The 22,729-nt window shown below is 72.4% G+C and carries 21 protein-coding genes and 1 tRNA gene; 9 read left to right on the top strand and 13 right to left on the bottom strand.

All coding sequences use genetic code 11. The features are described 5' to 3' along the window. Positions 1–115 precede the first annotated feature (115 nt). Together IM770_RS01450 and IM770_RS01445 are read left to right on the top strand one after the other, a co-directional pair. Positions 116–1,327 carry a sensor histidine kinase gene (locus IM770_RS01450; RefSeq protein WP_203579355.1) on the top strand — a complete coding sequence of 404 codons (1,212 nt, stop codon included), beginning with the start codon at positions 116–118 and terminating at the stop codon, positions 1,325–1,327. Further along, positions 1,324–1,926: a response regulator transcription factor gene (locus IM770_RS01445; protein WP_203579354.1), complete on the top strand. Its 603-nt coding sequence runs from the start codon at positions 1,324–1,326 to the stop codon at positions 1,924–1,926. Before IM770_RS01450 ends, IM770_RS01445 begins: the two co-directional genes overlap by 4 nt. Positions 1,927–2,017: 91 nt before the next feature. On the opposite strand, the gene IM770_RS01440 is transcribed toward IM770_RS01445, so the two are convergent. From IM770_RS01440 to IM770_RS01430, 3 genes are all read right to left on the bottom strand, one after another. After that, positions 2,018–2,102: transfer RNA gene (locus IM770_RS01440), tRNA-Leu, on the bottom strand. 81 nt (positions 2,103–2,183) lie between these two features. Beyond that, entirely contained in the window at positions 2,184–3,272 is a 1,089-nt protein-coding gene (locus IM770_RS01435; protein WP_203579353.1) for a VIT1/CCC1 transporter family protein, read from the bottom strand. Between the two features lie 127 nt (positions 3,273–3,399). Then, positions 3,400–5,265, bottom strand: a complete 1,866-nt coding sequence (locus IM770_RS01430; RefSeq protein WP_372430631.1) for a DEAD/DEAH box helicase — start codon at positions 5,263–5,265, stop codon at positions 3,400–3,402. Positions 5,266–5,432: 167 nt separating this feature from the next. On the opposite strand from IM770_RS01430, the gene IM770_RS01425 reads away from it, so the two are divergent. Together IM770_RS01425 and IM770_RS01420 are read left to right on the top strand one after the other, a co-directional pair. Next, positions 5,433–6,296 carry an SGNH/GDSL hydrolase family protein gene (locus tag IM770_RS01425; RefSeq protein ID WP_203579352.1) on the top strand — a complete coding sequence of 288 codons (864 nt, stop codon included), beginning with the start codon at positions 5,433–5,435 and terminating at the stop codon, positions 6,294–6,296. Between the two features lies 1 nt (position 6,297). Beyond that, positions 6,298–6,987, top strand: coding sequence for an SDR family oxidoreductase (locus IM770_RS01420; protein WP_203579351.1), 690 nt, complete (start codon positions 6,298–6,300; stop codon positions 6,985–6,987). A 96-nt stretch (positions 6,988–7,083) separates the two neighbouring features. Here IM770_RS01420 and IM770_RS01415 read toward each other — a convergent pair whose 3' ends face one another. Beyond that, the gene (locus IM770_RS01415) at positions 7,084–7,896 is read right to left on the bottom strand and encodes a TrmH family RNA methyltransferase (RefSeq protein WP_203579350.1); all 813 of its coding nucleotides are present in this window, start codon (positions 7,894–7,896) and stop codon (positions 7,084–7,086) included. 136 nt (positions 7,897–8,032) lie between these two features. Between IM770_RS01415 and IM770_RS01410 the strand changes: the two genes are divergently transcribed. From IM770_RS01410 to IM770_RS01400, 3 genes are read left to right on the top strand one after another with little or no spacing between them, the layout of a single operon-like run. After that, the gene (locus IM770_RS01410) at positions 8,033–8,866 is read left to right on the top strand and encodes a Sir2 family NAD-dependent protein deacetylase (RefSeq protein WP_203579856.1); all 834 of its coding nucleotides are present in this window, start codon (positions 8,033–8,035) and stop codon (positions 8,864–8,866) included. Positions 8,867–8,904: 38 nt separating this feature from the next. Next, entirely contained in the window at positions 8,905–9,510 is a 606-nt protein-coding gene (locus IM770_RS01405; protein WP_203579349.1) for a histidine phosphatase family protein, read from the top strand. 10 nt (positions 9,511–9,520) lie between these two features. Beyond that, complete coding sequence (locus IM770_RS01400) at positions 9,521–9,901, top strand: iron chaperone (RefSeq protein ID WP_203579348.1); 381 nt, start codon at positions 9,521–9,523, stop codon at positions 9,899–9,901. Here the strand turns inward: IM770_RS01400 and IM770_RS01395 are convergent. The 6 genes from IM770_RS01395 to IM770_RS01370 all read right to left on the bottom strand — a co-directional run bounded on the left by IM770_RS01395 (position 9,883) and on the right by IM770_RS01370 (position 16,398). Then, positions 9,883–10,080, bottom strand: a complete 198-nt coding sequence (locus IM770_RS01395) for a helix-hairpin-helix domain-containing protein (protein ID WP_203579347.1) — start codon at positions 10,078–10,080, stop codon at positions 9,883–9,885. The genes IM770_RS01400 and IM770_RS01395 overlap by 19 nt on opposite strands. 10 nt (positions 10,081–10,090) lie before the next feature. Next, the gene (locus IM770_RS01390; protein WP_203579346.1) at positions 10,091–10,900 is read right to left on the bottom strand and encodes an HpcH/HpaI aldolase/citrate lyase family protein; all 810 of its coding nucleotides are present in this window, start codon (positions 10,898–10,900) and stop codon (positions 10,091–10,093) included. Beyond that, the gene (locus IM770_RS01385; protein WP_203579855.1) at positions 10,897–11,373 is read right to left on the bottom strand and encodes a MaoC family dehydratase; all 477 of its coding nucleotides are present in this window, start codon (positions 11,371–11,373) and stop codon (positions 10,897–10,899) included. Before IM770_RS01385 ends, IM770_RS01390 begins: the two co-directional genes overlap by 4 nt. A gap of 115 nt (positions 11,374–11,488) precedes the next feature. Beyond that, on the bottom strand, positions 11,489–12,658 hold the full coding sequence (locus IM770_RS01380; RefSeq protein WP_203579345.1) for an acyl-CoA dehydrogenase family protein: 1,170 nt from the start codon (positions 12,656–12,658) through the stop codon (positions 11,489–11,491). Positions 12,659–12,673: 15 nt separating this feature from the next. Further along, positions 12,674–14,788, bottom strand: a complete 2,115-nt coding sequence (locus tag IM770_RS01375; RefSeq protein WP_307785334.1) for an acetyl/propionyl/methylcrotonyl-CoA carboxylase subunit alpha — start codon at positions 14,786–14,788, stop codon at positions 12,674–12,676. A gap of 5 nt (positions 14,789–14,793) precedes the next feature. Beyond that, positions 14,794–16,398, bottom strand: coding sequence for a carboxyl transferase domain-containing protein (locus tag IM770_RS01370; protein WP_203579344.1), 1,605 nt, complete (start codon positions 16,396–16,398; stop codon positions 14,794–14,796). A 136-nt stretch (positions 16,399–16,534) separates the two neighbouring features. Between IM770_RS01370 and IM770_RS01365 the strand changes: the two genes are divergently transcribed. After that, complete coding sequence (locus IM770_RS01365; RefSeq protein ID WP_203579343.1) at positions 16,535–17,128, top strand: SACE_7040 family transcriptional regulator; 594 nt, start codon at positions 16,535–16,537, stop codon at positions 17,126–17,128. Between the two features lie 44 nt (positions 17,129–17,172). Continuing rightward, entirely contained in the window at positions 17,173–18,990 is a 1,818-nt protein-coding gene (locus tag IM770_RS01360) for an alkaline phosphatase family protein (RefSeq protein WP_203579342.1), read from the top strand. A 99-nt stretch (positions 18,991–19,089) separates the two neighbouring features. Here IM770_RS01360 and IM770_RS01355 read toward each other — a convergent pair whose 3' ends face one another. From IM770_RS01355 to pdhA, 3 genes are read right to left on the bottom strand one after another with little or no spacing between them, the layout of a single operon-like run. Continuing rightward, a complete protein-coding gene (locus IM770_RS01355) occupies positions 19,090–20,520 on the bottom strand; it encodes a dihydrolipoamide acetyltransferase family protein (protein WP_203579341.1) in 1,431 nt (476 codons plus the stop codon). Then, positions 20,520–21,530, bottom strand: a complete 1,011-nt coding sequence (locus tag IM770_RS01350) for an alpha-ketoacid dehydrogenase subunit beta (RefSeq protein WP_203579340.1) — start codon at positions 21,528–21,530, stop codon at positions 20,520–20,522. Before IM770_RS01350 ends, IM770_RS01355 begins: the two co-directional genes overlap by 1 nt. 2 nt (positions 21,531–21,532) lie before the next feature. After that, entirely contained in the window at positions 21,533–22,663 is a 1,131-nt protein-coding gene (gene pdhA, locus IM770_RS01345; protein ID WP_203579339.1) for a pyruvate dehydrogenase (acetyl-transferring) E1 component subunit alpha, read from the bottom strand. Positions 22,664–22,729 lie beyond the last annotated feature (66 nt).

The following is a 22,729-nucleotide window of genomic DNA, read 5'->3' as shown; positions in this document are numbered from 1 at the left end:
ACAGATCACAGTCCATCGGCTCCCGAGGATGCCGGGAAGTGCCGTGGTGTCACCGGCGTGCGGGAGGTGCGCACGCGCCGGGGGTGACATCTGTCATGCCCCTAGGGTGGGACGCATGAGCCGCCCCTCCGAGCCCGCCGCACAGGATTCCGGCGAGTCGGACCGACGTCCTCTCCGGCTGACGCGAGGCATCAGGGCGACGTGGTGGTACACCGCCTCCGGCGTGCTGCTCTTCGAGCTCGTCGTCGCCCTGATCTGGGTGCTGACACTCCTGGAAGCTGGTCGGACCACCCCTGTTCTGACCGCGGTCGGGATCGCGGGCCTGGCCTGGACGGCGTCGACGGTGCCGCTGCTGCAGTACTACCGCCACCGGACCGATGAGAGCCCGTGGGCGCGGTGGCCGCGCCTGCTGGCGCCCCTCGTCATCGCCGCCCTCGTCGGGCTGGTCGGCGGGCTGCTCTCGGGACTGTGGCTCGTCGCCGCGCTGCCGCTGGTGCAGTCCGTGCTGCTGCTCAACTGGCCGACCGGAGTGCGCGCTCGCATGGTCGCGGCGGGGACGCTGCTGCTGGGCGCGGCCTGGTTCGTCGACGCCCGGATGACGTTCTCGCAGCAGCCCGACGTCAGCTGGTGGCTGCTCGGCTTCTTCAGTGCGACTCTTCCGCTCATGACGGCGCTGTCGCTGTGGTGGTGGGACGTCCTCATCACCGTCGACCGTGCCCGGGCGTCGGAGGCGCGCCTGGCCGCCACGCAGGAGCGCCTGAGGGTGGCCACCGACGTCCACGACCTGCAGGGCCACCACCTCCAGGTGATCGCCCTCCAGCTCGAGCTCGCCGAGCGCCTCATGCCCACGGATCCGCCGGCGGCGCTCGAGCAGCTGCGCGCGGCGCGCGCGAGCGTGGACGAGGCCCGTCAGGGCACCCGCGACCTCGCCACGAGGGTCCGCTCCGTCCCCCTCAGCGACGAGATCGCGAATGCCGCCGACCTCCTGCGCGCCGCCGGGAGCAGCGTGCAGACGATCGTCTCCCCCGACGCCGACGACGCCCCGGCGTCGGTGCTGGCGCCCATCATCCGCGAGACGACGACCAACGCGCTGCGCCACGGCGGCGGCGCCTGGGCGCGCGTGGCGCTCACCCGCGAGCCCACGGGGTGGCGCTACGTCATCGCCAACGACCCCGGCGACACCACGCCCAGCGCCGACGGCTCAGGGCTCGAGGGCATCGGGCGCCGGGTGTCGGATGCCGGGGGCACGCTGTCGATCGATCGGCTCGACAGTGAGTTCGCCGTCGCCGTGACCCTCCCCGCCGAGACGGCCGGAGGGGTTCGATGATCCGGGTGCTCCTCGCCGACGACGAGGGCATGATCCGCTCGGCGCTCGCCGCCCTGCTGCGGCTGGAGCCCGACATCGAAGTGGTCGCGGAATGCGGCGACGGCGAGGAGGCCCTCGCGGCGGCGCTCCGGCTCGTGCCCGACGTCTGCCTCCTCGACCTCGAGATGCCGGGGATGGACGGGGTCGAGGTCGCCTCGCGGGTGACACGTGCCGTGGCCACGCGCTGCGTCGTGGTGACGCGGCATGCCCGGCCCGGGGTGCTGCGCCGCGCGCTGTCGTCGGGGGTGTCGGGGTTCCTGCCCAAGTCGCGCGGAGCGGACGAGGTGGCGGCCGTGATCCGGCGGGTCGCAGCGGGCGGCCGCTATGTCGACCCCGAGGTCGCCGCGGATGCGCTCAGCGACGAGCGGTCGCCGCTCACCGACCGCGAGCTCGACGTCCTCCGCGCCGGACGCCGCGGCGAGACGACCGGGCAGATCGCCCGGCATCTCTCTCTCGCCCCCGGCACCGTCCGCAACCACGTGTCGGCGATCCTCGGCAAGCTCGGCGTGGGCACGCGCCAGCAGGCGGTGCTGGTCGCCGAGGAGCGCGGCTGGATCTGAACCGCTCCCCCGCGAGGGCGTCGACAGCCGACGGGCCGGGGCGCCCGCCACAACGGAAGAAGGCCCCCTTCCGGGGGCCTTCTTCACTGTGTGCGCGAGGGGGGACTTGAACCCCCACGCCCTATACGGGCACTAGCACCTCAAGCTAGCGCGTCTACCTATTCCGCCACCCGCGCAGGTGGTTTCCGGTTTCGCAACCGAGGAATGACATTACCACGTCACCGGACGTTCAACGAATCGGCGGGCGCCCGGGCGCGTCAGCCCATCGACACGCCGAACAGCAGGCCGAGCGCGTAGGTGACCGCGGCGGCGCCGAAGCCGATCGCCAGCTGGCGCAGGGCGCGACGCAGCGGCGGAGCGCCCGAGAGGAGCCCCACGGCGGCGCCCGTCGACATGAGCGCGATGCCGACCAGCACCAGGGCCACCACGACCGCGGTGAGGCCCGACAGACCGAAGATCCACGGCAGCACCGGGATGATCGCGCCGGAGGCGAAGAACAGGAAGCTCGACAGCGCTGCGGCCCACGCGCTGCCCACGACCTCGCCGTGATCGGCGACGCCGATCGGGCCGGTGTCGGCGCGCCCCTGACCGAGTGCGTGCGCCGCCTCGACGACGCGGCGGGCTCGTGCGGACGCCTCGGCCTCCGGCATCCCCCGCGTCCGGTACACGAGCGCCAGCTCGTTGGCGTCGATGTCGAGGTGCGGGATCGCGCCGTCGGCGTAGTCGCTGGGCTCGGTCGCCGCGAGCAGCTCCCGCTGCGAGCGCACCGAGACGAACTCCCCCGCGCCCATCGACAGCGCGCCGGCGAGCAGACCGGCGATGCCGCTGAAGAGCACGAACTGGCTCGACACTCCGGTCGCACCGATGCCCATGACGAGGGCGAGGTTGGAGACCAGCCCGTCGTTCGCGCCGAAGACTGCGGCCCGGAAGGTGCCCGACAGGCGGCGCCGCCCGCGGGCGGCGAGCCCACGGACCACCTCGTGGTGGATCTTCTCGTCGGCGGCCATGCGGGGCGTGGCGAAGGGCTCGTCGTCGTAGGGCGAGCGCGCCTCGGCGTTCTGCGCGAGGGCGAGCACCCAGATCGAGCCGAAGCTCTTGGCGAGCGCGCCGAGCATCCGCGTGCGGATGTCGGGCTGCGGCAGACGCGCGGGCTCGCTGCCCAGCAGCTCCAGCCAATGGGCCTCGTGGCGCCCCTCCGCCTCGGCGAGGGCGAGGAGGATCTCGCGCTCCTCACCGGTGCGTCGGCCCGCGAGCTCGCGGTAGACGTGGGCCTCGGCGCGTTCGTTGACGAGGTAGCGCGCCCAGCGGCGGCGGTCGCGGTCGGTGGGTGCGGCGGGCGCGGTCACTCTGGGCCTCCGGTCGGGTGTGCGGGACTCGACAACGCTAGCCACCGTGCGTGCAGTGCCCGCGCCGAAAGCGAGGATTGCCAGCATTTCGGGGTTCCGAACGGCGCCGGGCCGGCCGCGTCGCGGGTCAGGAGCGCACGCGCTTGCGCAGCACGTCGATCCGTGCCTGCAGCTGCGCGACGGTGGCGTGCGAGACGGCGGGGCCGCCGCAGATGCGCCGGAGTTCGGCATGCACCAGGCCGTGCGCCTCACCCGTCTGACGGGCATAGAGGCCCACCAGGCTGTTGAGCAGCTGTCGCTGCTCCTTGAGCGTGCGGTGCAGCGCCTGCGGCAGCGCCGGCTCCTCCTCGGGCGCGGCCTCGCGCTCGCGCGCCTCGCGCGCACTCCGGTGCCGGGACTGGCGCGAGACCCTCGACATCAGCACCTCGTGCACCTGGTCGGGCTCGAGCAGTCCCGGGATTCCGAGGAACTCCTCCTCCTCCGGGGTGCCGGGAACGGCGAGCTGTCCGAACTCCCTGCCGTCGAAGAGCACGCGGTCGAAGTGCGCCAGCGATCCGAGCGCCTGATAGGAGAACTCCTCGGTGAGCGCATCGGAAGCCTTGTCTTCGCGCTCCGCGGCGTCCATCAGGTCTTCTTCGGCGTTCCACTCGTCCTCGCCGTCGGAGTCGCGGTCGAGCGCGTGGTCGCGCTGCCGCTCCATCTCGTTCGCGAGGGCGAGCAGCTGCGGCACGTTGGGCAGGAAGACGCTCGCCGTCTCACCGCGACGACGCGCGCGCACGAAGCGGCCGATGGCCTGGGCGAAGAACAGCGGCGTCGATGCGCTGGTCGCGTAGACGCCGACGGCGAGACGGGGCACGTCGACGCCCTCCGACACCATGCGCACCGCGACCATCCACCGGCTCGTCGCCTTCGAGAACTCCTCGATGCGGCTCGAGGCCTCGGCCTCGTCCGACAGCACCACGGTCGGCGCCTCACCGGTGATCTGGTGCAGGATCGCGGCATAGGCGCGGGCGGCGGTCTGATCCGTCGCGATCACCAGGCCGCCGGCATCCGGAACATGCTCGCGCACCTCGGTCAGGCGGCGATCGGCCGACCGCAGCACCGCCGGGATCCAGTCGCCTTCCGGGTCGAGCGCCGTGCGCCAGGCCTGCGACGTGATGTCTTTCGTGTTGTCCTGGCCGAGCTGGGCCTCCATCTCGTCACCGGTCTTGGTGCGCCAGCGCATGTGGCCCGCGTAGACCATGAACATGACGGGCCGCACGACGCCGTCTTCGAGCGCGCGGCGGTACCCGTAGGCATAGTCCGTGCGCGAGACGCGGATCCCTTTCGCGTCGGGGTGGTACTCGACGAACGGGATCGGCGCCGTGTCGCTGCGGAAGGGCGTGCCGCTCAGCAGCAGGCGCCTCGTCGCGCGGCTGTACGCCTCGCGCAGTGCGTCACCCCAGCTCAGGGCGTCGCCGCCGTGGTGCACCTCGTCGAGGACGACCAGCGTGCGCGCGTCCATCGTCAGCCGCTGATGGACGGATGCCTTGACCGCCACCTGCGCGTACGTCACGGCGACGCCGTGGTACTGGCGGGCGGGCGCGAAGTGCCGGTTGCTGAACGCGGGGTCGAGCCGGATGCCCACCCTGGCCGCGGCATCGGCCCACTGGGTCTTCAGGTGCTCGGTCGGCGCGACCACCACGATGCGGTTGACGATGCGGCGGCGCAGCAGCTCGCTGGCGAGGCGCAGGGCGAAGGTGGTCTTGCCGGCGCCGGGGGTGGCCGCGGCGAGGAAGTCCCTGGGGCCGCCTCCAGGCCCGTCGGGCCCATCGAGCCCGAAGTACAGGTCGAGCGCCTCGGCCTGCCACGCACGCAGACGCTGCGCGGTGCCCCACGGCGCGCGCTGCGGATAGGTCGGAGACAGGTGCTCCGCGGCGAAGCTGCCGATGTGCGGCTCGCCGCTGTGGGCGGACGGCGCGGATGGTTCGGCGAGCTCGGGCGGCGACTCGATCGTCGTTTCGTCCGTCACCGAATGCACCTCCCCCGTAGACAACGAGTCACCACGATAGACGACCGCCACGACATCCGGGTCGCCGTCGGCGCGGCTGCGGCGCCCGTCCGTGTCCCGCCCGCGCGATAGCCTGGCTGACGGTCACGAGCCGACGGAACGGAACACCGATGTCCACCACGCAAGATCCCCGCAGCCCCTATGTCGCCAACGCGCAGCCGCACCCGTGGCGGCGCTACGTCGCGCTCGGCGACTCCTTCACCGAGGGCGTGGGCGACCCGGAGCCGTCGGCACCCAACGGCTACCGCGGATGGGCCGACCGCGTCGCGGAGGTCCTGTCGGAGCAGGTGGACGACTTCGCCTACGCCAATCTCGCCATCCGCGGCCGGCTCATCGGCCAGATCGTCGACGAGCAGGTCGAGCCTGCCATCGCGCTCAAGCCCGACCTCGTGACGTTCTCGGCGGGCGGCAACGACGTCATCCGCCCCAACGGCGACCCCGACCTCGTCGCGCAGCGCTTCGAGGACGCGGTCGTGCGCCTCTCGCGCGACGGCGCCACCGTCGTGGTCTTCACGGGGATCGACACGGCGTTCACGCCGGTCTTCCGCGGGATCCGGGGCAAGGTCGCGATCTACAACGAGAACATCCGGGCGATCGCCGACAGATACGACTGCATCGTCGCCGACCAGTGGGCGCTGAAAGAAGTGCAGGACATGCGCTTCTTCGACGACGACCGCCTGCACTACAACGCGCTCGGCCACCACGAGGTGGCCCGCATGGTGCTCCGCGCACTCAACGTCCCCAACGACCTCCTGCCGATGCAGCCCGACCCGTTCCCGATGCGGACGTGGCGCGAGGCGCGCGCGGTCGACCTGGTCTGGGCGCGGGAGTACCTCGTTCCGTGGGTGCTGCGCCGTCTCCGACACCAGTCGTCGGGCGACCAGGTGCGGGCCAAGCGGCCCGACCCGCTGCCCGTCATCACCGTGGCTCCCGGCCCCGTCCCGCCGTCCGATGCGAAGGGCGAGGAGGTCTGACATGGCGACGCACCTGATCACCGGAGCAGGCTCGGGCATCGGCGCGGCCCTCGCCGATCGGCTTGCGGAGCGGGGCGACGAGCTCTGGCTGCTGGTGCGAGACGCGGGTCGGGCCGCGCAGCTCCGTGCGCGATTCCCGCATGCGCAGACGCTCGTCGGCGACCTCGCCGACCCTGGACGCCTGTCGTGGGCCTTCAGCCACCAGAGCCTGCCTGCGCGGCTCGATTCTCTCGTTCACGTCGCGGGCGTGGTCGAGCTGGGTGCCGTCGGCGAGACGCCCGTCGCCACCTGGCAGCACCAGCTCAACGTGAACGCGGTGGCGCCCGCCGAGCTCACCCGCCTGATGCTGCCCGCGCTGCGGACGGCACGCGGGCGCGTCGTGTTCGTCAACTCGGGCGCGGGCCTGCGGGTCAGCCCGGAGTGGGGCTCGTACGCGGCCAGCAAGTTCGCGGTGCGCGCGATCGCCGACGCACTGCGCGAGGAGGAGCGCGCGAACGGCGTCGGCGTCACGACGGTGTACCCCGGCCGCACCGCGACGCCGATGCAGGAGAAGGTGCACCAGCAGGAGGGCGCGGACTACGACGCCTCGCAGTGGATCGACCCGGCCTCGGTCGCCGCGACGATCCTGACCGCCCTCGACCTGCCGCGCGACGCCGACCTCACCGAGCTGACGGTCCGCCCCGGCGCGTGAGCCGCGGCAGCTGAACCGCCCGCCGGGCGCCTCAGCTGCCCTCTGCCTGAGCCGCCGCCGTGTGGGCCGCCGGGCGCCTGGGCCTCGAGCCCGCGGTCAGCGGCCGCGCAGCTCCCACAGCGCCACGGCGCTGGCCGCGGCCACGTTCAGCGAGTCGACTCCGCCCGCCATCGGGATCGTGACGACCGTGTCGGCCGCCTCGAGCGCGCGCCGCGACAGTCCGTCGCCCTCCGCACCCAGCATCAGCGCCACCCGCTCGGGCCGCCGGGCGCTGAACGCGTCGAGCGACACGGCGTCGTCCGAGAGCGCGAGCGCCGCGAGCTCGAATCCGGCGTCGTGCAGCACCGTGCGGGCCTCGCTCCACTCCGGCAGCCGCGTCCACGGCACCTGGAAGACCGTGCCCATCGACACCCGCACGCTCCGCCGGTAGAGCGGATCGGCGCAGCGCGGGCTCACCAGCACCGCGTCGGCGCCGAGACCTGCGGCGGCGCGGAAGATCGCCCCGACGTTGGTGTGATCCACGATGTCTTCGAGCACGACCACGAGCCGGGCGTCCGCGACGACCTCCGCCACCGCGGGCAGCGGCGGACGGTGCATGGAGGCCAGCGCACCCCGGTGCACGACGTACCCGGTCAGCGCCTCGGCGATCTCGGGCGTGACGACGTACAGCGGGACGGAGGCATCCGTCACCAGCTTCTCGACATCCGCCAGCCACTTCTCCTGCACGAGCACCGACCGCGGGCGGTGGCCAGCCGCGATCGCCCGCGCGATCACCTTGGCCGACTCGGCGATGTACAGGCCGCCCTCCGGCTCGATCACGCGCCGCAGCGCGACATCGGTGAGGTCGCGGTAGTCCGCGAGCCGGTCATCGGCGGCATCGGTGATCAAGGTCGCGCGCACACGTCCCATCGTCGCACGCGCGCTTCCGCGCACGCGGGCGCCCGCGCCCCGGCACCCGCTGCACGGGCGGCCGTAACATCCCCGAAAACCTCCGGGCCTACACTCGACGCGAAGGGGGTGCGCCGTGACGACGATCGCGACCGGAATGGATGCCCGGACGACGGATGCCGTGGCCCTCGCGATCGACACGCTCGCGGGCCGGCGGATCGCGGTGCTGACCGGCGCGGGCGTCTCGACCGACTCCGGCATCCCCGACTACCGGGGCGCGGGCGCACCGGTGCGCACGCCGATGACCGTCGAGCAGTTCCTCTCGAGCGACGCCTCGCGACGCCGCTACTGGGTCGGCTCGCACCTCGGCTGGAAGGCGTTCGCGGCGGCCGAGCCCAACCCCGGGCACCGCGCGCTCGCAGATCTCGAGGCCCGCGGCCTCGCCACCGGCGTCGTCACGCAGAACGTCGACGGACTGCACGTGCGCGCCGGCAGCCGGCGCGTGGTGGAGCTCCACGGCACGATGCGCCGGGTCTTCTGCACGCACTGCGGGCAGGTCTTCGACCGTCGCGACCTCGCCGCCCGCGTCGAGGACGACAACCCGTGGATCCGCGTGCCCGAGAACGTGCCGCTCGGTCCGGACGGCGACGTGCTCCCCGAGAGCACGGACGGCTTCCGCATCCCGGACTGCAGCGTGTGCGGCGGCATGCTGAAGCCCGACGTCGTGTTCTTCGGCGAGTTCATCCCCGCTGAGAAGTTCCGGGAGGCGGAGCAGCTGGTCCACACCAGCGACGCGCTGATCGTGGCGGGGTCGTCGCTCGTCGTGAACTCCGGCATCCGGCTGCTCGAACGCGCTCGGCGTCGTCGGCTGCCCGTCGTGATCGTCAATCGCGGGGCGACCCGGGCCGACGCGCGGGCGACCCTCAAGATCGACGCCGGCACGAGCGAGGTGCTGCGGGCGCTGGCCGACGGTCTGCCGCCGCTGTCGTGACGCGGCCGGCTCCCAGAAGCCGCGGGTAGGGTCGAAGCATGACCGCGCTCACCCTGATCCGACACGGCGAGACCGATTGGAACCGCGACCGCCGCATTCAGGGAGCGACCGACATCCCCCTCAACGACAACGGCCGGGCGCAGGCGCGCGCGACCGCGGCCGTGCTGCGCGAGCGGCTCGACGGTGACCTTCCGGCGACGATCGTGTCGAGCGATCTCGCCCGCGCGCGCGAGACCGCCGAGATCATCGCCGCCGAGCTGGGTCTTCCTGCGCCTCGCACCTACGCGGGGCTGCGCGAGCGCTCCTACGGCGAGGCCGAAGGGATCGGGGTCGACGAGTTCCGCGCCCGCTGGGGTGACTGGCACGCCGCCGAGGTCCCGGGCGCCGAGCCGTGGCCGGAGCTGCGACGGCGCGCCATCGGCGCGCTCGGGCGGGTCGTCCGGGATCACCGCCGCGCGACCGCGCCGGCCGCGGCATCCCTCATCGTCGTGAGCCATGGCGCCCTCATCCGCGAGGTGATCCGTCACGCGACCGCCGGCGCGCTGCCGCCGGAGGGCGAGCGGCTGGCCAACGGCTCGCACCACGACTTCGTCTACGAGCGCGACCACCTCCGGCTCATCGCGTACGCGGGGCTGGTGGCCTAGGCTCGGCGCCATGGCCAGCCCTGCCTCCGTCGACGAGTACATCGCCGGTTTCCCTCCGGAGGTCGCCGATCGACTCCGCCGCATCCGCTCCGAGATCGTGTCGCAGGTGACCGCCGCCTCGGGCACGGCGCCGGAGGAGAAGATCCGCTACGGCATCGCCGCGGTCATGCTCGGCGGCCGGTACGCGCTGCACTTCGCAGGGTGGAAGAAGCACATCGGGCTCTATCCTGTGCCGCCCCTTCCCGAGCCGCTGCAGTCCGAGATCGCGCCCTACCGCGCCGAGAAGGACTCGGTGGTCTTCCCGCACACGAAGGACGTCCCGTACGACCTCATCGGCCGCGTGGCCAGGGCGATCGCCGACGAACGCGTGGATCAGCCGGCGAAGGACTGACGGCGAGCCGCCAGCTCCTCCTCGAGGATGCGGATCGCCTTGGGCCCGACGCCGTGGATCGCCAGCAGCTCGGCGCGCGATCGGACCGTCAGATCGTCGTAGCCGGTGATCCCGTGGAGGGCGAGCTCACGGCGGGCGACCACGCCGATCCGCGGAGTGAGCTCCGACTCGGCGCTCATCCGTCGGCGCTCATCCGTCGGCGCGGGCGAGGATCCCGCGCGCGTGCCGCAGCACGGGCTCGTCGACCATGCGCCCCTCGTGCGAGAACACGCCGCGCTCCTCCTGGGCGGCAGCGAGCACGTCCCGCGCCCACGCGACGGTCTTCTCGTCCGGACGATACGCGGCGCGGATCACCGCCACCTGGCTCGGGTGGATGCACGCGGTGGCACGGAATCCGGATGCCGCGGCATCCGCTGCCTCGATCGCCAGGCGCTTCACGTCGTCGATGTCGAGGTGCACCGCGTCGATCGCCGCTTTGCCGCGTGCGCCCGCGGCCAGGAGCACCCGCGCGCGGGCGTAGCGCGCGATGTCGCGGTAGCGGCCGTTGGGCTTGCGGCTGGACGTCCCGCCGATGCTCGCGACGAGGTCCTCCGCTCCCCACATCAGCGCGACCACGTTGTCGAGCGCCGCGATGCGATCCGCCTGGGCGACGCCCTTCGCCGTCTCACACAGGGCGACCACCTCGAACCGCGCGTCGATCTTCGCGATCCGCTTCGGCGACTGCGCTTTGGCGACCATGATCCGCCGGTAGTCGGTCTGCGACAGCGTCGCGAGGTCGGCGGCGAACGCGTCGGTCTCGGGCGGACTGACCCGCACGATGACGCGGGCGGGGTCGAGCTCGGACTCGATCAGGTGGCCGCGCGCCGCGGTCTTGTCGGCGGGCGCCACGGCATCCTCGAGGTCGAGGATCACCGCGTCCGAGCGGTCGAACGCCTTGGCGTAGCGCTCGGGGCGATCGGCCGGGCAGAACAGCAGCGCGGGGCCGAGGTCGAAGGTCATGGGGTTCCTTCCCAGGTCTGCGGTGCGCACCACATCAGCGCCGTGCGCGTGGCGAGGGCGACGACGTCGCCGCGCTGATTGCGGCCGGTATGGCGGAGCGTCACGATGCCCTGGCCGGGCCGCGACGCCGACAGACGCTTGTCGACGACCTCGGTCTCGGTGTAGAGCGTGTCGCCGTGGAAGAGGGGCGCGGGGAACGAGACGTCGGTGAGGCCGAGCTGTGCCACGAGGGTGCCCTGGGTGATCTGCGAGACGGATGCCCCGACCATGGTCGCGAGCGTCCACATCGAGTTCATGAGGCGCTGGCCGAAGGGCTGCGTCTCGGAGAAGGCCGCGTCGAGGTGCAGGGCCTGCGTGTTCATCGTGATCGACGAGAACAGCGCGTTGTCGGCCTCCGTCGCGGTCCGGCCGGGGCGATGCAGGTACCGGGCACCGACCTCGAGCTCGTCGTAGTAGAGCCCGCGCTGCACGATCTCGCGCGGCGCATCGGCGCCCGCGCCGGGCCGGTCCGGGTCGTGCCCGGGGACCGGGCCGCTCCCGGCGCCCGAGCCGTCGGCGCTCTCCGCAGTCACCTCTGTCACGCTACCCTCACGCGACGCCCAGCGCTCGCGCGATCACGAGCAGCTGCACCTCGTTGGTGCCCTCGCCGATCTCGAGGATCTTCGAGTCGCGGTAGTGCCGCGCGACCGGGTACTCGTTCATGAAGCCGTTGCCGCCGAAGATCTGCGTGGCGTCGCGGGCGTTGTCCATGGCGGCGTCGCTCGCGGTGAGCTTGGCCATCGCCGCCTGCGCCTTGAAGGGCTTGCCGGCGTCGCGCAGGCGGGCGGCGTGATGCCAGGCCAGCCGGGCGGTGTGCACCCGCTGCTGCATGCGGGCGATCATGAACTGGATGCCCTGTCGCGTCGCGAGCGGCTCGCCGAACACCGTCCGCTTCGTGGCGTAGTCGACGGCCGCGTCGAGGCATCCCTCCGCCGCTCCTGTCGAGAGCGCCGCGATGGCGATGCGTCCCTCGTCGAGGATGTGCAGGAAGTTCGCGAAGCCCCGCCCGCGCTCGCCGAGGAGGTTGCCCTCCGGCACGCGGGCGTCCTGGAAGGTCAGCGGATGCGTGTCGGAGGCGCGCCACCCGACCTTGTCGTAGCCGGGCTCGACGGTGAAGCCGGGCGTGCCGTTGGGGACGATGATCGTGGAGATCTCCTTGCGCCCGTCGGCCTCGCCCGTCACGGCGGTGACCGTCACGAAGCGCGTGATGTCGGTGCCGGAGTTGGTGATGAACTGCTTCGAGCCGTTGATCACCCATTCGCCGCCTTCCAGCCGCGCAGTGGTGCGGGTGGCGCCGGCATCCGATCCCGCCTCCGGCTCGGTCAGGCCGAATCCGGCGAGCGCCGTGCCCGCCAGCAGGTCGGGAAGCAGCTGCTGCTTCTGCTCCTCGGTGCCGAACCGGAACACCGGCATCGCCCCGAGGCTGACGCCGGCCTCCAGGGTGATGGCGAGCGACTGATCGACCCGCCCGAGCGCCTCGATCGCGAGGCACAGTGCGAAGTAGTCGCCGCCCTGCCCGCCGTACTCCTCGGGGAACGGCAGGCCGAAGAGACCCAGCTCCCCCATCTGCGCGACGACGTCGAGCGGCAGGGTGTGCGTGCGGTCGGCCTCGTAGGAGCGCGGTGCGACGACTTCGTCGGCGAACTGCTGCGCCATCGCAGCGAGCTCGCGCTCGTCGTCGGTGAGGTCGTAGGCGTCGTAGCCCAGTCGGTTGCTCATGATGCTCCTCGGGTGTCAGGAGGCGGACGCGGCGGCCTCGTGGGCGGACGCGTGAGGGGTGGATTCGGTGGTGTCGGCGACGTCGACGTGGGCGAGCACCTGGTCGCGGCGCACCTGGTCGCCGACGGCGACGTCGAGCCGCACGACGCCGTCGTGGGGCGCGAGCACCGGGTGCTCCATCTTCATCGCCTCGATCGTGGCGATGCGGTCGCCCGTCGCGACGGCGACCCCGTCGGCGACGTGGACGGCGACGACCGCGCCCGGCATCGGGGCGCGCAGTTCGGGATCGGATGCCGCGGCCGCACGTTCGCGCGCGGCCAGGCGTCGCTCCATCGCGGCGCGGCGGGTCAGCGGCCGGAGGCGATGCGTCGCGCCGTCGGCGTGGACCCACACGGCGCCCTCCGCGTCGACGGCCGCGACCGGCGCGGCGCGGCCGGAGGTGGACGGTGTGGCCGCATCCATGAGGTCGAGGCGACCGGAGCCGTCGCGTCCCGCCGTCGACACCGTGTGCAGCGTGCCGGCGTCGTCCAGCAGCAGGGCGGGCGCCGGCGCCGAGGGTGCGCCGGCGCGCCATCCCGGCAGCGCCCGCCATGCCTCGCCTGCGCGCGGCGATCGCGCGCTCTGGCCGAGACGACCCGATCCGTGCGTCGAGAACGCGCCTCCTTGGCGAGAGCACGCGATCTCGACGGCGGCGCGCAGCGCGTCGACGCTCGGCTCGGCAGCCGTGAAGGCCGGCATGCGGTCGATCAGGCCGGTGTCCATGTCGCCTGTCCGCACGCCGTCCTGCGCGAGCAGCTCGCGGAGGAATCCGATGTTGGTGTCGACGCCCAGCACGACGGTCTCGGCGAGCGCGGCGTCGGCCCTGTCCAGCGCCTCCGCACGATCGGCGCCGTGCGCGATGACCTTCGCGATCATCGGGTCGTAGTCGGCGGTCACGGCGCTCCCCGTTTCGACGGCGGAGTCGGTGCGCGCTCCGTCTGCGGAGCGCCACGCGAGCACCTCTCCGGTCGCGGGGAGGAATCCGCGCTCGGGCGACTCGGCGTAGACGCGCGCCTCGATCGCGTGTCCGTCGAGGCGGACGTCGTCCTGCGCGAAGGCGAGCGGCTCGCCCACGGCGATGCGCAGCTGCTGCTCCACGAGGTCGAAGCCGGTGACGAGCTCGGTGACGGGGTGCTCCACCTGCAGGCGCGTGTTCATCTCGATGAAGAAGAACTCGTCGGGGCGCGCGGCGGCGACGAGGAACTCGACGGTGCCGGCGCCCCGATAGTCGACGGATGCCGCGGCCGCACACGCCGCCGCGCCCAGGCGCGCACGGGTGTCGGCGTCGATCGCGGGCGACGGCGCCTCTTCGACGACCTTCTGGTGCCGGCGCTGCAGCGTGCACTCGCGCTCGCCGAGGTGCACCACGGCGCCGTGCGCATCGGCCAGCACCTGCACCTCGATGTGACGGGGGCGTTCGATGAGCCGCTCGAGGAGGAGCGTGTCGTCGCCGAACGCGGCGCCGGCGACCCGGCGGGCCGTCGCGAGCGCCTCGGGCAGCTCCTCGGCGGTGCGCACGACCTGCATGCCCTTTCCGCCGCCGCCCGCCGACGGCTTCACCAGGAGCGGGTAGCCCGTGCGCTCGGCGGACGCCGTGATCTCGGCATCCGTCATCGCCGTGCCGTCTTCGCGGACGGCGCTGAAGCCGGGAACAGTCGGCACGCCGTGCGCCCCGACGTGGTCCTTCGCACGGATCTTGTCGCCCATCACCTCGAGCGCGCGCTCCCCCGGGCCGATGAAGACGATGCCCGCCTCCGCGCACGCCCTCGCGAACGCGACGTTCTCCGACAGGAAGCCGTAGCCGGGGTGCACGGCCTGAGCGCCGGTGCGGACGGCGGCGGCGACGACCGCGTCGATGTCGAGATACGACTGAGCGGCAGCCGCCGGACCGATGCGCACGGCCTCGTCCGCCTCGCGCACGTGCGGCGCGGCGGCGTCGGCATCGCTGTAGACGGCGATCGAGCGGATGCCGAGCCGCCGCAGCGTCCGGATCACCCGGCGCGCGATCTCGCCGCGGTTGGCGACGAGCACGGTGCCGAATCCCTCGGTGGTGCGGGGCTGCTCCCCCGGTTGCTGAGCCTGTCGAAGCACGGGGATCACATCCGGAAGACGCCGAAGCGCGGTTCGGGGAGCGGCGTGCGGGAGACGACATCGAGGGCGAGGCCGAGGAGGTCGCGGGTGTCGAGCGGGTCGACGACGCCGTCGTCCCACAGGCGCGCCGTCGCGTAGAACGGGTCGCCCTGCTCCTCGTACTGCGCGCGGATGGGCGCTTCGAACGCGGCCTGGTCCTCGGGCGACCAGTCCTCGCCCCGGGCCTCGAGCTGATCGCGCTTGACGGTGGAGAGCACCGAGGCCGCCTGGTTGCCGCCCATGACCGAGATGCGGCTGGCGGGCCACGTCCAGAGGAACCGCGGCGAGTACGCCCGCCCGCACATCGAGTAGTTGCCGGCGCCGAACGAGCCGCCGATCACGACGGTGAGCTTCGGCACGCGGGTCGTGGCGACGGCGGTGACCATCTTCGCGCCGTCCTTCGCGATGCCGCCCGCTTCGGCGTCGCGCCCGACCATGAAGCCGGAGATGTTCTGCAGGAACAGCAGCGGGATCCCGCGCTGGTCGCACAGCTCGATGAAGTGGGCGCCCTTGAGGGCGGACTCGCTGAACAGCACGCCGTTGTTGGCCACGATGCCCACCGGGTGCCCGTGGATGCGCGCGAACCCGGTCACGAGCGTGTCGCCGTACTCGCGCTTGAACTCGTGCAGCTCGCTGCCGTCGACGAGCCGGGCGATCACCTCGCGGACGTCGTACGGCTGGTTCACGTCGACCGGCACGACACCGTAGAGATCGGATGCCGCCGCCACCGGCTCGGTCGACGGCACGACGTCCCACGCGGGCTCCGCCGGGGCGGGCAGCGTGGCGACGATGTCGCGGACGATCTCGAGCGCGTGCTCGTCGTCCTCGGCGAGGTGGTCGACCACACCCGACCGCCGCGCGTGCAGCTCTCCCCCGCCGAGCTCCTCAGCGGTCACGACCTCGCCGATCGCCGCCTTCACGAGCGGCGGGCCGCCGAGGAAGATCGTGCCCTGGTCGCGCACGATCACCGTCTCGTCGCTCATCGCCGGCACGTAGGCGCCGCCCGCCGTGCACGAGCCCAGCACCGCGGCGATCTGCGGGATGCCGGCGGCCGACAGCCGCGCCTGGTTGAAGAAGATGCGTCCGAAATGGTCGCGGTCGGGGAAGACCTCGTCCTGCATCGGCAGGAAGGCTCCGCCCGAATCGACGAGGTAGACACAGGGCAGCCGGTTCTCGAGCGCGATCTCCTGCGCGCGCAGGTGCTTCTTGACGGTCATCGGGTAGTAGGTGCCGCCTTTGACCGTGGCGTCGTTGCAGACCACCATCACATGGCGGCCGTGCACGAGCCCGATGCCAGCGATCACGCCCGCGGCGGGCGCTTCGCCGCCGTACAGTCCCTCCGCCGCCAGCGGCGCGACCTCGACGAACGGGCTCCCCTCGTCGAGCAGCCGCGTGACGCGGTCGCGCGGCAGCAGCTTGCCGCGGGCGACGTGCCGGTCGCGCGATGCGGCGGGGCCGCCGAGGGATGCCGCGGCCAGTCGCTCCCGCAGCCGCGCGGCCAGCTGCTGCTGGGCGTCGCGCGCCCGGGCGAAAGCCTCGTCGTGCACCGCGGCGGTGCTCAGCACGCTCATCCGGTTCTCCCGCGCATCCTCGTCGACGTCACGATCGGATCACGTCCGTTGTCGGGACGGGATCGGATTGGTTAGTGTTCACTAACTGAGCTTTAGGTTAGCGAGCCTTAACTGAAATGACAAGCGGAGCACGAGAATGACCGGTGTCACCGATCGCGAGCGCGCCAAGGCCGATCGTCACGCCGCGATCCTGCACGAGGCCGCCGCGCTCTTCGCAGAACGCGGCTTCAGCGGCGTGAGTCTCGAAGACATCGGCAACGCGGTCGGCGTCAGCGGACCGGCGCTCTACCGGCACTTCGCCAACAAGCAGGCGCTGCTGGGTGCGATCCTCGTCGAGGTGAGCGAGCGTCTGCTCGCGGGCGGCCGCGCCGTGCTCGCCGAGCACGATGACGCCGATGACCAGCTCGAGGCGATCATCGCGTTCCACGTCGAGTTCGCGCTGCGCGACGCCGATGTCATCCGCGTCCAGGATCGGGATCTGGCGAGCCTCAGCGACGACGACCGCCACACGGTGCGCCGCCTGCAGCGCGAGTACGTCGAGGTCTGGATCGGCATCCTGTCCACCGTCCATCCCGGCCGCGACGAGGACGACCTCCGCGTCCGCGCGCACGCGTGCTTCGGTCTCATCAACTCCACCCCGCACACAGTGCGTGCATCGCGCTCGCGACCCGGCGAGCGCGACGTGCGCGGCATCCTTCGATCCATGGCGCGCGCGTCGCTCACCGCGTGAGCCGAATGGCGGGCGAAGCCGCCGGGGCCTAGTCTGGACGGACCATGGCGGGGCATGGCCAGGAGGACGACGCCGGCGGGGCGGGTCGCGTCGAAGGCACCGGGACGCCCGGTGACGATCGTGCGCCCGGCGCGATCGATGCCAGCTCGCGGCGAGACTTCCTGAAGCTCGGCGGCGTCGCCGCCGCCGGCCTCGTCGTGGGCGACGCCGTCGGCGCGGCCGCGGGGGCCTCGATCGGTCACGCCGCCGGCTACCGTGAGGGCTCGGTCGACATCGGAGCCGTGCCCGCCCGCTCCGAACCGGGCTTCGACCATGTCGTGGTGCTCATGGGCGAGAACCGATCGTTCGACAACCTGCTCGGCTGGCTGTACACCCCCGACACCCTCCCCGACGGCGAGACCTTCGACGGCCTCGCCTTCGGCGACTACGCCAACACCGCGCCGTCCGGCGAGCGAGTGAGTGTGCACACCTACTCCGGCCCCACCGACGAGGTGATGGCGCGCCCCGATCCGGATCCGGGCGAGGAGTTCCCCCACGTCAACACCCAGCTGTTCGGGACCGTGGACCCGCAGGGCAACGCCGTGAGTCAGGTCGGCGACATGCAGCATCCGTTCAACGCACCGCCGGCCGGCAGCGTGCCGTCGATGGACGGCTTCCTGCGCGACTACTGGAACAACGTCACACGCCTGCGCGGCACGGAGCCGACCCTCGACGAGGCGTCGCACATCATGGGCGGCTTCTCACCCGAACAGCTGCCCGTGCTGTCCACCCTCGCCCGGGGCTTCGCGGTGTTCGATGCCTGGTTCGCGGCCGTGCCGTCGCAGACCTACTGCAACCGGTCGTTCTTCCACGCCTCGACCTCGCACGGCTTCGTGACGAACAAGCACGCCGGCGGCTACGACAAGTGGCTCGACGCGCCGCCTACCCCGACGATCTTCAATCGGCTCGAAGACGCGGGCATCTCGTGGAAGGTGTACTTCGACGAGCTGCAGCTGGTGTCGCTCACCGGGATCCTTCACGCACCCGTACTGGAGCAGTACTGGCGCACGGGCAGGTTCGGGCACATGTCGGAGTTCTTCGACGACGCCGCCGCCGGCCGTCTGCCCGCCTACGCTTTCATCGAGCCGCGCCTCGTGTACAACCACAACGACTTCCATCCGCCCTTCGGCGCGATGCGCGAGAGCGAAGTGGACGGCTCGGAGATCGCCGACTCCGCCGTGTCGGACGTGCGCGCGGGAGAGAAGCTCGTGGCCGACGTCTACAACGCCGTGAAGGAGAGCGCGACGCCCGACGGGTCGAATGCGCTGAACACGCTGCTGCTGATCACGTTCGACGAGCACGGCGGCACCTACGACCACGTGGCACCGCCGGCCGCGACGCCTCCCGTGGCGGAGGACGCACCCGGCGAGATGGGGTTCGCCTTCGACCGGCTGGGCGTCCGCGTTCCGGCGATCGCGGTGTCGGCGTACACGCGGGCGGGCACCATCGTCCACGACGAGATGCACCACGCCGCGGTGCTCGCGACGCTCGCGCGCCTGCACGGACTGCGGCCGCTGACCCGCCGTGACGCCGAGGCCCGCGACCTGTTCGCGGTGGTCAACCTCGACGAGCCGCGCGACCCCGCAGCCTGGCCGGTGGTGCACCCGATGTACGTGCCGCCGAACCCTGCGGAGGACCAGGTCTCGGACCTGAAAGACGGTCCCCACAAGCACAAGCCGCTCAGTCCCCCGGGTCGCGGGCTGCTGGGGCTGCTGCTCGCGCGCTACGCGGCGCCCGGCACGCCCGAGCCCGAGACGTATGCGGAGGCCTACGAGGTGCTGCAGAAGCACGGCCTCGGCCTCTTCTACCCCAAGGTCGACTGACCGGCCGGCCCTCCCTGCGCCGTCGACGCGCCGCCGGCCGCGCTCGTCCGCGCGGGACTGACCGGCCGGCCCCCAAGGTGCCGGCCGGTCAGCGGCCTGTCAGCGCAGCAGCATCGCGCGGCCCGGCTCGCGCAGGATGTCGGCGACCTCCACGAGGAACCGGGATCCCTGCTCGCCGTCGACGAGCCGGTGGTCGAACGACAGCGCCAGCGTCATCACGTCGCGCAGCGCGATCTCGCCGCGATGCTCCCACGGCTGGCGCCGCACTGCGCCGAGCGCCAGGATCCCGGCCTCGCCCGGGTTGATGATCGGCGTGCCCGCGTCGACGCCGAAGACGCCGACGTTCGTGATCGAGAACGTGCCGCCCATCATGTCGGCGGGCGGCGTCTTGCCGGCGCGCGCCGTCTCGGCCAGGCTCCCGATGGCGTCGGCGAGCTCCGCGAGGGTGAGCTCCTGCGCGTCGCGGATGTTCGGCACGACGAGGCCGCGCCCCGTCGCGGCGGCGATGCCGAGATTCACGTAGTGGTGCTCGACGATCTCGCCCGCCTCGTCGTCCCACTTCGAGTTGAGGCCCGGGTGCCGCGCGAGCGCGAGGCACACCGCCTTCGCGGCGACGGCCATGATGCCGATCCGGTGCTCCTGCAGCGCGCGATCGGCCTTGAGCGAGGCGATGAGCTCGTTCGTGGCCGTCACATCCACCGTCAGGAACGTCGTGACGTGCGGCGCCGTGAACGCGCTCCGCACCATCGCGTCGGCGGTCATCCGCCGCACGCCGCGGATCGGCGTGCGGGTCGTCCGCACCCCGGCCGCGCCCGGCTGCGTCAGCTCGCGCGTGTCGAACGGCTCCGCGGCAGCCGTCTCGGCGGGTGCCGCGGCGGTCGCCGCGCCCACCCGCTCGGCGTAGGCCTCCACGTCGGCGCGCGTGATGACGCCCGACGCGCCGCCGGCCTCGACGAGCGCGAGGTCGATGCCGAGCTGCTTCGCGAACTTGCGCACGGGTGGCGTGGACCGCGGCCGCTCGACGGGTCGCTCGACGACGTCGCCGAGCTGGATCGCATCGTGGGGGGCGGCCTCGAGGACTGCGGTGTCGGATGCCGCGACCGCCGTGCCGGCGACGCGCGCGCGTCGCTGCGGCCGGGCACCCGTCCGCGGCGCGGCTCCGTAGCCGACGAGGTTCGGCTCGGACTTGGCAGTGTCGGTTCCTGACGCCTCGGCGGGCGGGTTCGTCGCTGCGGCGGGCGCGGATGCCGGGGCTTCGGCGGCGGGCGCCGGCGACGCGGCATCCGTCGATCCTCCGACGTCGAACGAGATCAGCACCGAGCCGACCGCGACCACATCGCCGGCTTCGGCGTGCAGCGCGGTGATGGTGCCGGCGTACGGCGACGGCAGCTCGACGACGGCCTTCGCGGTCTCGACCTCGGCGATCGTCTGGTTGAGCGTCACGGTGTCGCCCACGCCGACGAGCCACTGCACGAGCTCGGCCTCGGGAAGGCCCTCGCCCAGGTCGGGCAGACGGAAGTCCTGCGCCATCAGTCCATCACCCCCGTGAGGCTGTTCGGGCGGTCCATGACGCGGTCGACGGCGTCGAGGATGCGGTCGAGGTCGGGCAGGTGGTGCTTCTCGAGCTTCGCCGGCGGGTACGGGATGTCGTGGCCGGTGACGCGTTGCGGCGCCGCCTCGAGGTAGTTGAAGCAGCGCTCGGTGACGCTCGCGATGAGCTCGGCGCCGACCCCCGCCTCGCGGGCCGCCTCATGGGTGACGACGACTCGGCCGGTCTTGCGGACGGATGCCGTCACCGTGCGGTAGTCGACGGGCGAGATCGATCGCAGATCGATGACCTCGATCGAGACGCCGTCATCCTCGGCGGCAGTGGCCGCGTCGAGCGCCGTCGCGACCTGCGAGCCGTACGTGAGGAGCGTGACGTCGCTGCCCTCGCGGGCCACGCGCGCGAGCCCCATCGGCGGGGCGTCGGCCAGCTGCACGTCGAGGTCGACCTCGCCTTTGGTGTGGTAGAGCCGCTTGGGCTCGAAGTACACCACCGGATCGTTGGAGGCGATCGCCTGACGCAGCATGACGTAGGCGTCCTGCGGGTTCGACACCGCGATGACGCGGAGGCCGGAGGTGTGCACGAAGTAGGCCTCGGGCGACTCCGAGTGGTGCTCGGCCGCGCCGACCCCGCCCGCCCACGGGATGCGGATCGTGATCGGCATCGTCACGTTGCCGCGCGTGCGGTAGTGGAGCTTCGCGACCTGGCAGACGATCTGGTCGAACGCCGGGTAGACGAAGCCGTCGAACTGGATCTCGACGACCGGGCGGTAGCCGCGGAACGCGAGGCCCACCGCGGTGCCCATGATTCCCGCCTCTGCCAGCGGCGTGTCCACCACGCGCTGCGCACCGAACTCGTCGAGCAGCCCGTCGGTGATGCGGAACACCCCGCCGAGCTTGCCGATGTCCTCGCCCATGACGAGCACCTTCGGGTCATCGGCCATGGCCCGGCGGAGTCCCTCGTTGATGGCCTTCGCCATCGTCAGCTGCGCCATCGTCACACCCCCTCGGCCGCGGGCGCGAACCCGTCGAGGTAGGCGCCGAACCACTCGCGCTGCTCGTCGAGGCCCGAGTGGGGCTCGGCGTAGACGTTGTCGAGCACGGTGAGGGGTGCGCGCGTCGTCGCGCTCATGGCGGCTTCGCGCACCGAGGCGGCGAGGGCGTCGGCGTCCGCCGCGACGCTCGCCGTGAACTCGTCGTCGAACTCGCCCCGCGACCGCAGCAGCGCCTCGACGCGGGAGATCGGGTCACGGCGACGCCACTTCTCGACCTCTTCCTTGTCACGGTACCGCGTGGGGTCGTCCGACGTCGTGTGGGGACCCATGCGGTAGGTGACGGCCTCGATGAAAGCGGGGCCGTTGCCGCGCCGGGCGTTGTCGAGCGCCCACCGCATGGCGGCGAAGCACGCGAGGACGTCGTTGCCGTCGACACGCATGCTCGGGATGCCGAACCCCGGCGCGCGGCCGGCGATCGGGAACTTCGCCTGCACCGTGACCGGCTCCGAGATCGCCCACTGGTTGTTGGTGCACACGAACACGACGGGCGCGCGGAACGACGACGCGAACACCATCGCCTCGTTGACGTCGCCCTGGCTCGAGGCGCCGTCGCCGAAATACGCCACCGAGACCTGGTCGGCGCCGTCGCGCTGGACGCCCATGGCGTAGCCGACGGCGTGCAGCGCCTGCGCGCCGATGATGATCTGCTGCGTCGCGGTGTTGATGTCGTACGGGTTGTACGTCGCGTGCTCCTCGCCGCGCCAGGCGAGCACGAAGTCCGAGGGCTTGCCGCCGCGGGCGTAGACGACGCCGGTCTCGCGGTAGCTCGGGAACGCGAAGTCGTCGGCGCGCATCGCGCGCGCGGTGCCGATCTGCGTGGCCTCCTGGCCCTGGCACGGCGGCCACAGGCCCAGCTGGCCCTGGCGCTGCAGGGCGACGCCCTCGGTGTCGATGCGCCGCAGCAGCACCATGTCGCGATACAGGCCGCGCAGTGTCGCCGCGTCGACGTCGCTCACCCAGCGGTCGAGCTCGGGGTCGGCGATGCGCTCGCCGTCGGGGGTCAGCAGTCGCGCGACATCCTCGATGTCGGTGGCGAGATCCGCTGTGGGTGTCAGGGTGTGCGTCATCGTCATCACTCCTCGTTGCGGGCTCCCTCGTGAGGAGCCGCTTCGCGTGCGCCGGCCTCGTCGCCGACTGCT

It is taken from the genome of Microbacterium hibisci (assembly GCF_015278255.1).
In the GTDB taxonomy this organism is placed as follows: domain Bacteria; phylum Actinomycetota; class Actinomycetes; order Actinomycetales; family Microbacteriaceae; genus Microbacterium; species Microbacterium hibisci.
Note: the sequence above shows the minus strand (reverse complement) of the source record. Positions and strands in the feature narration are given on the sequence as shown.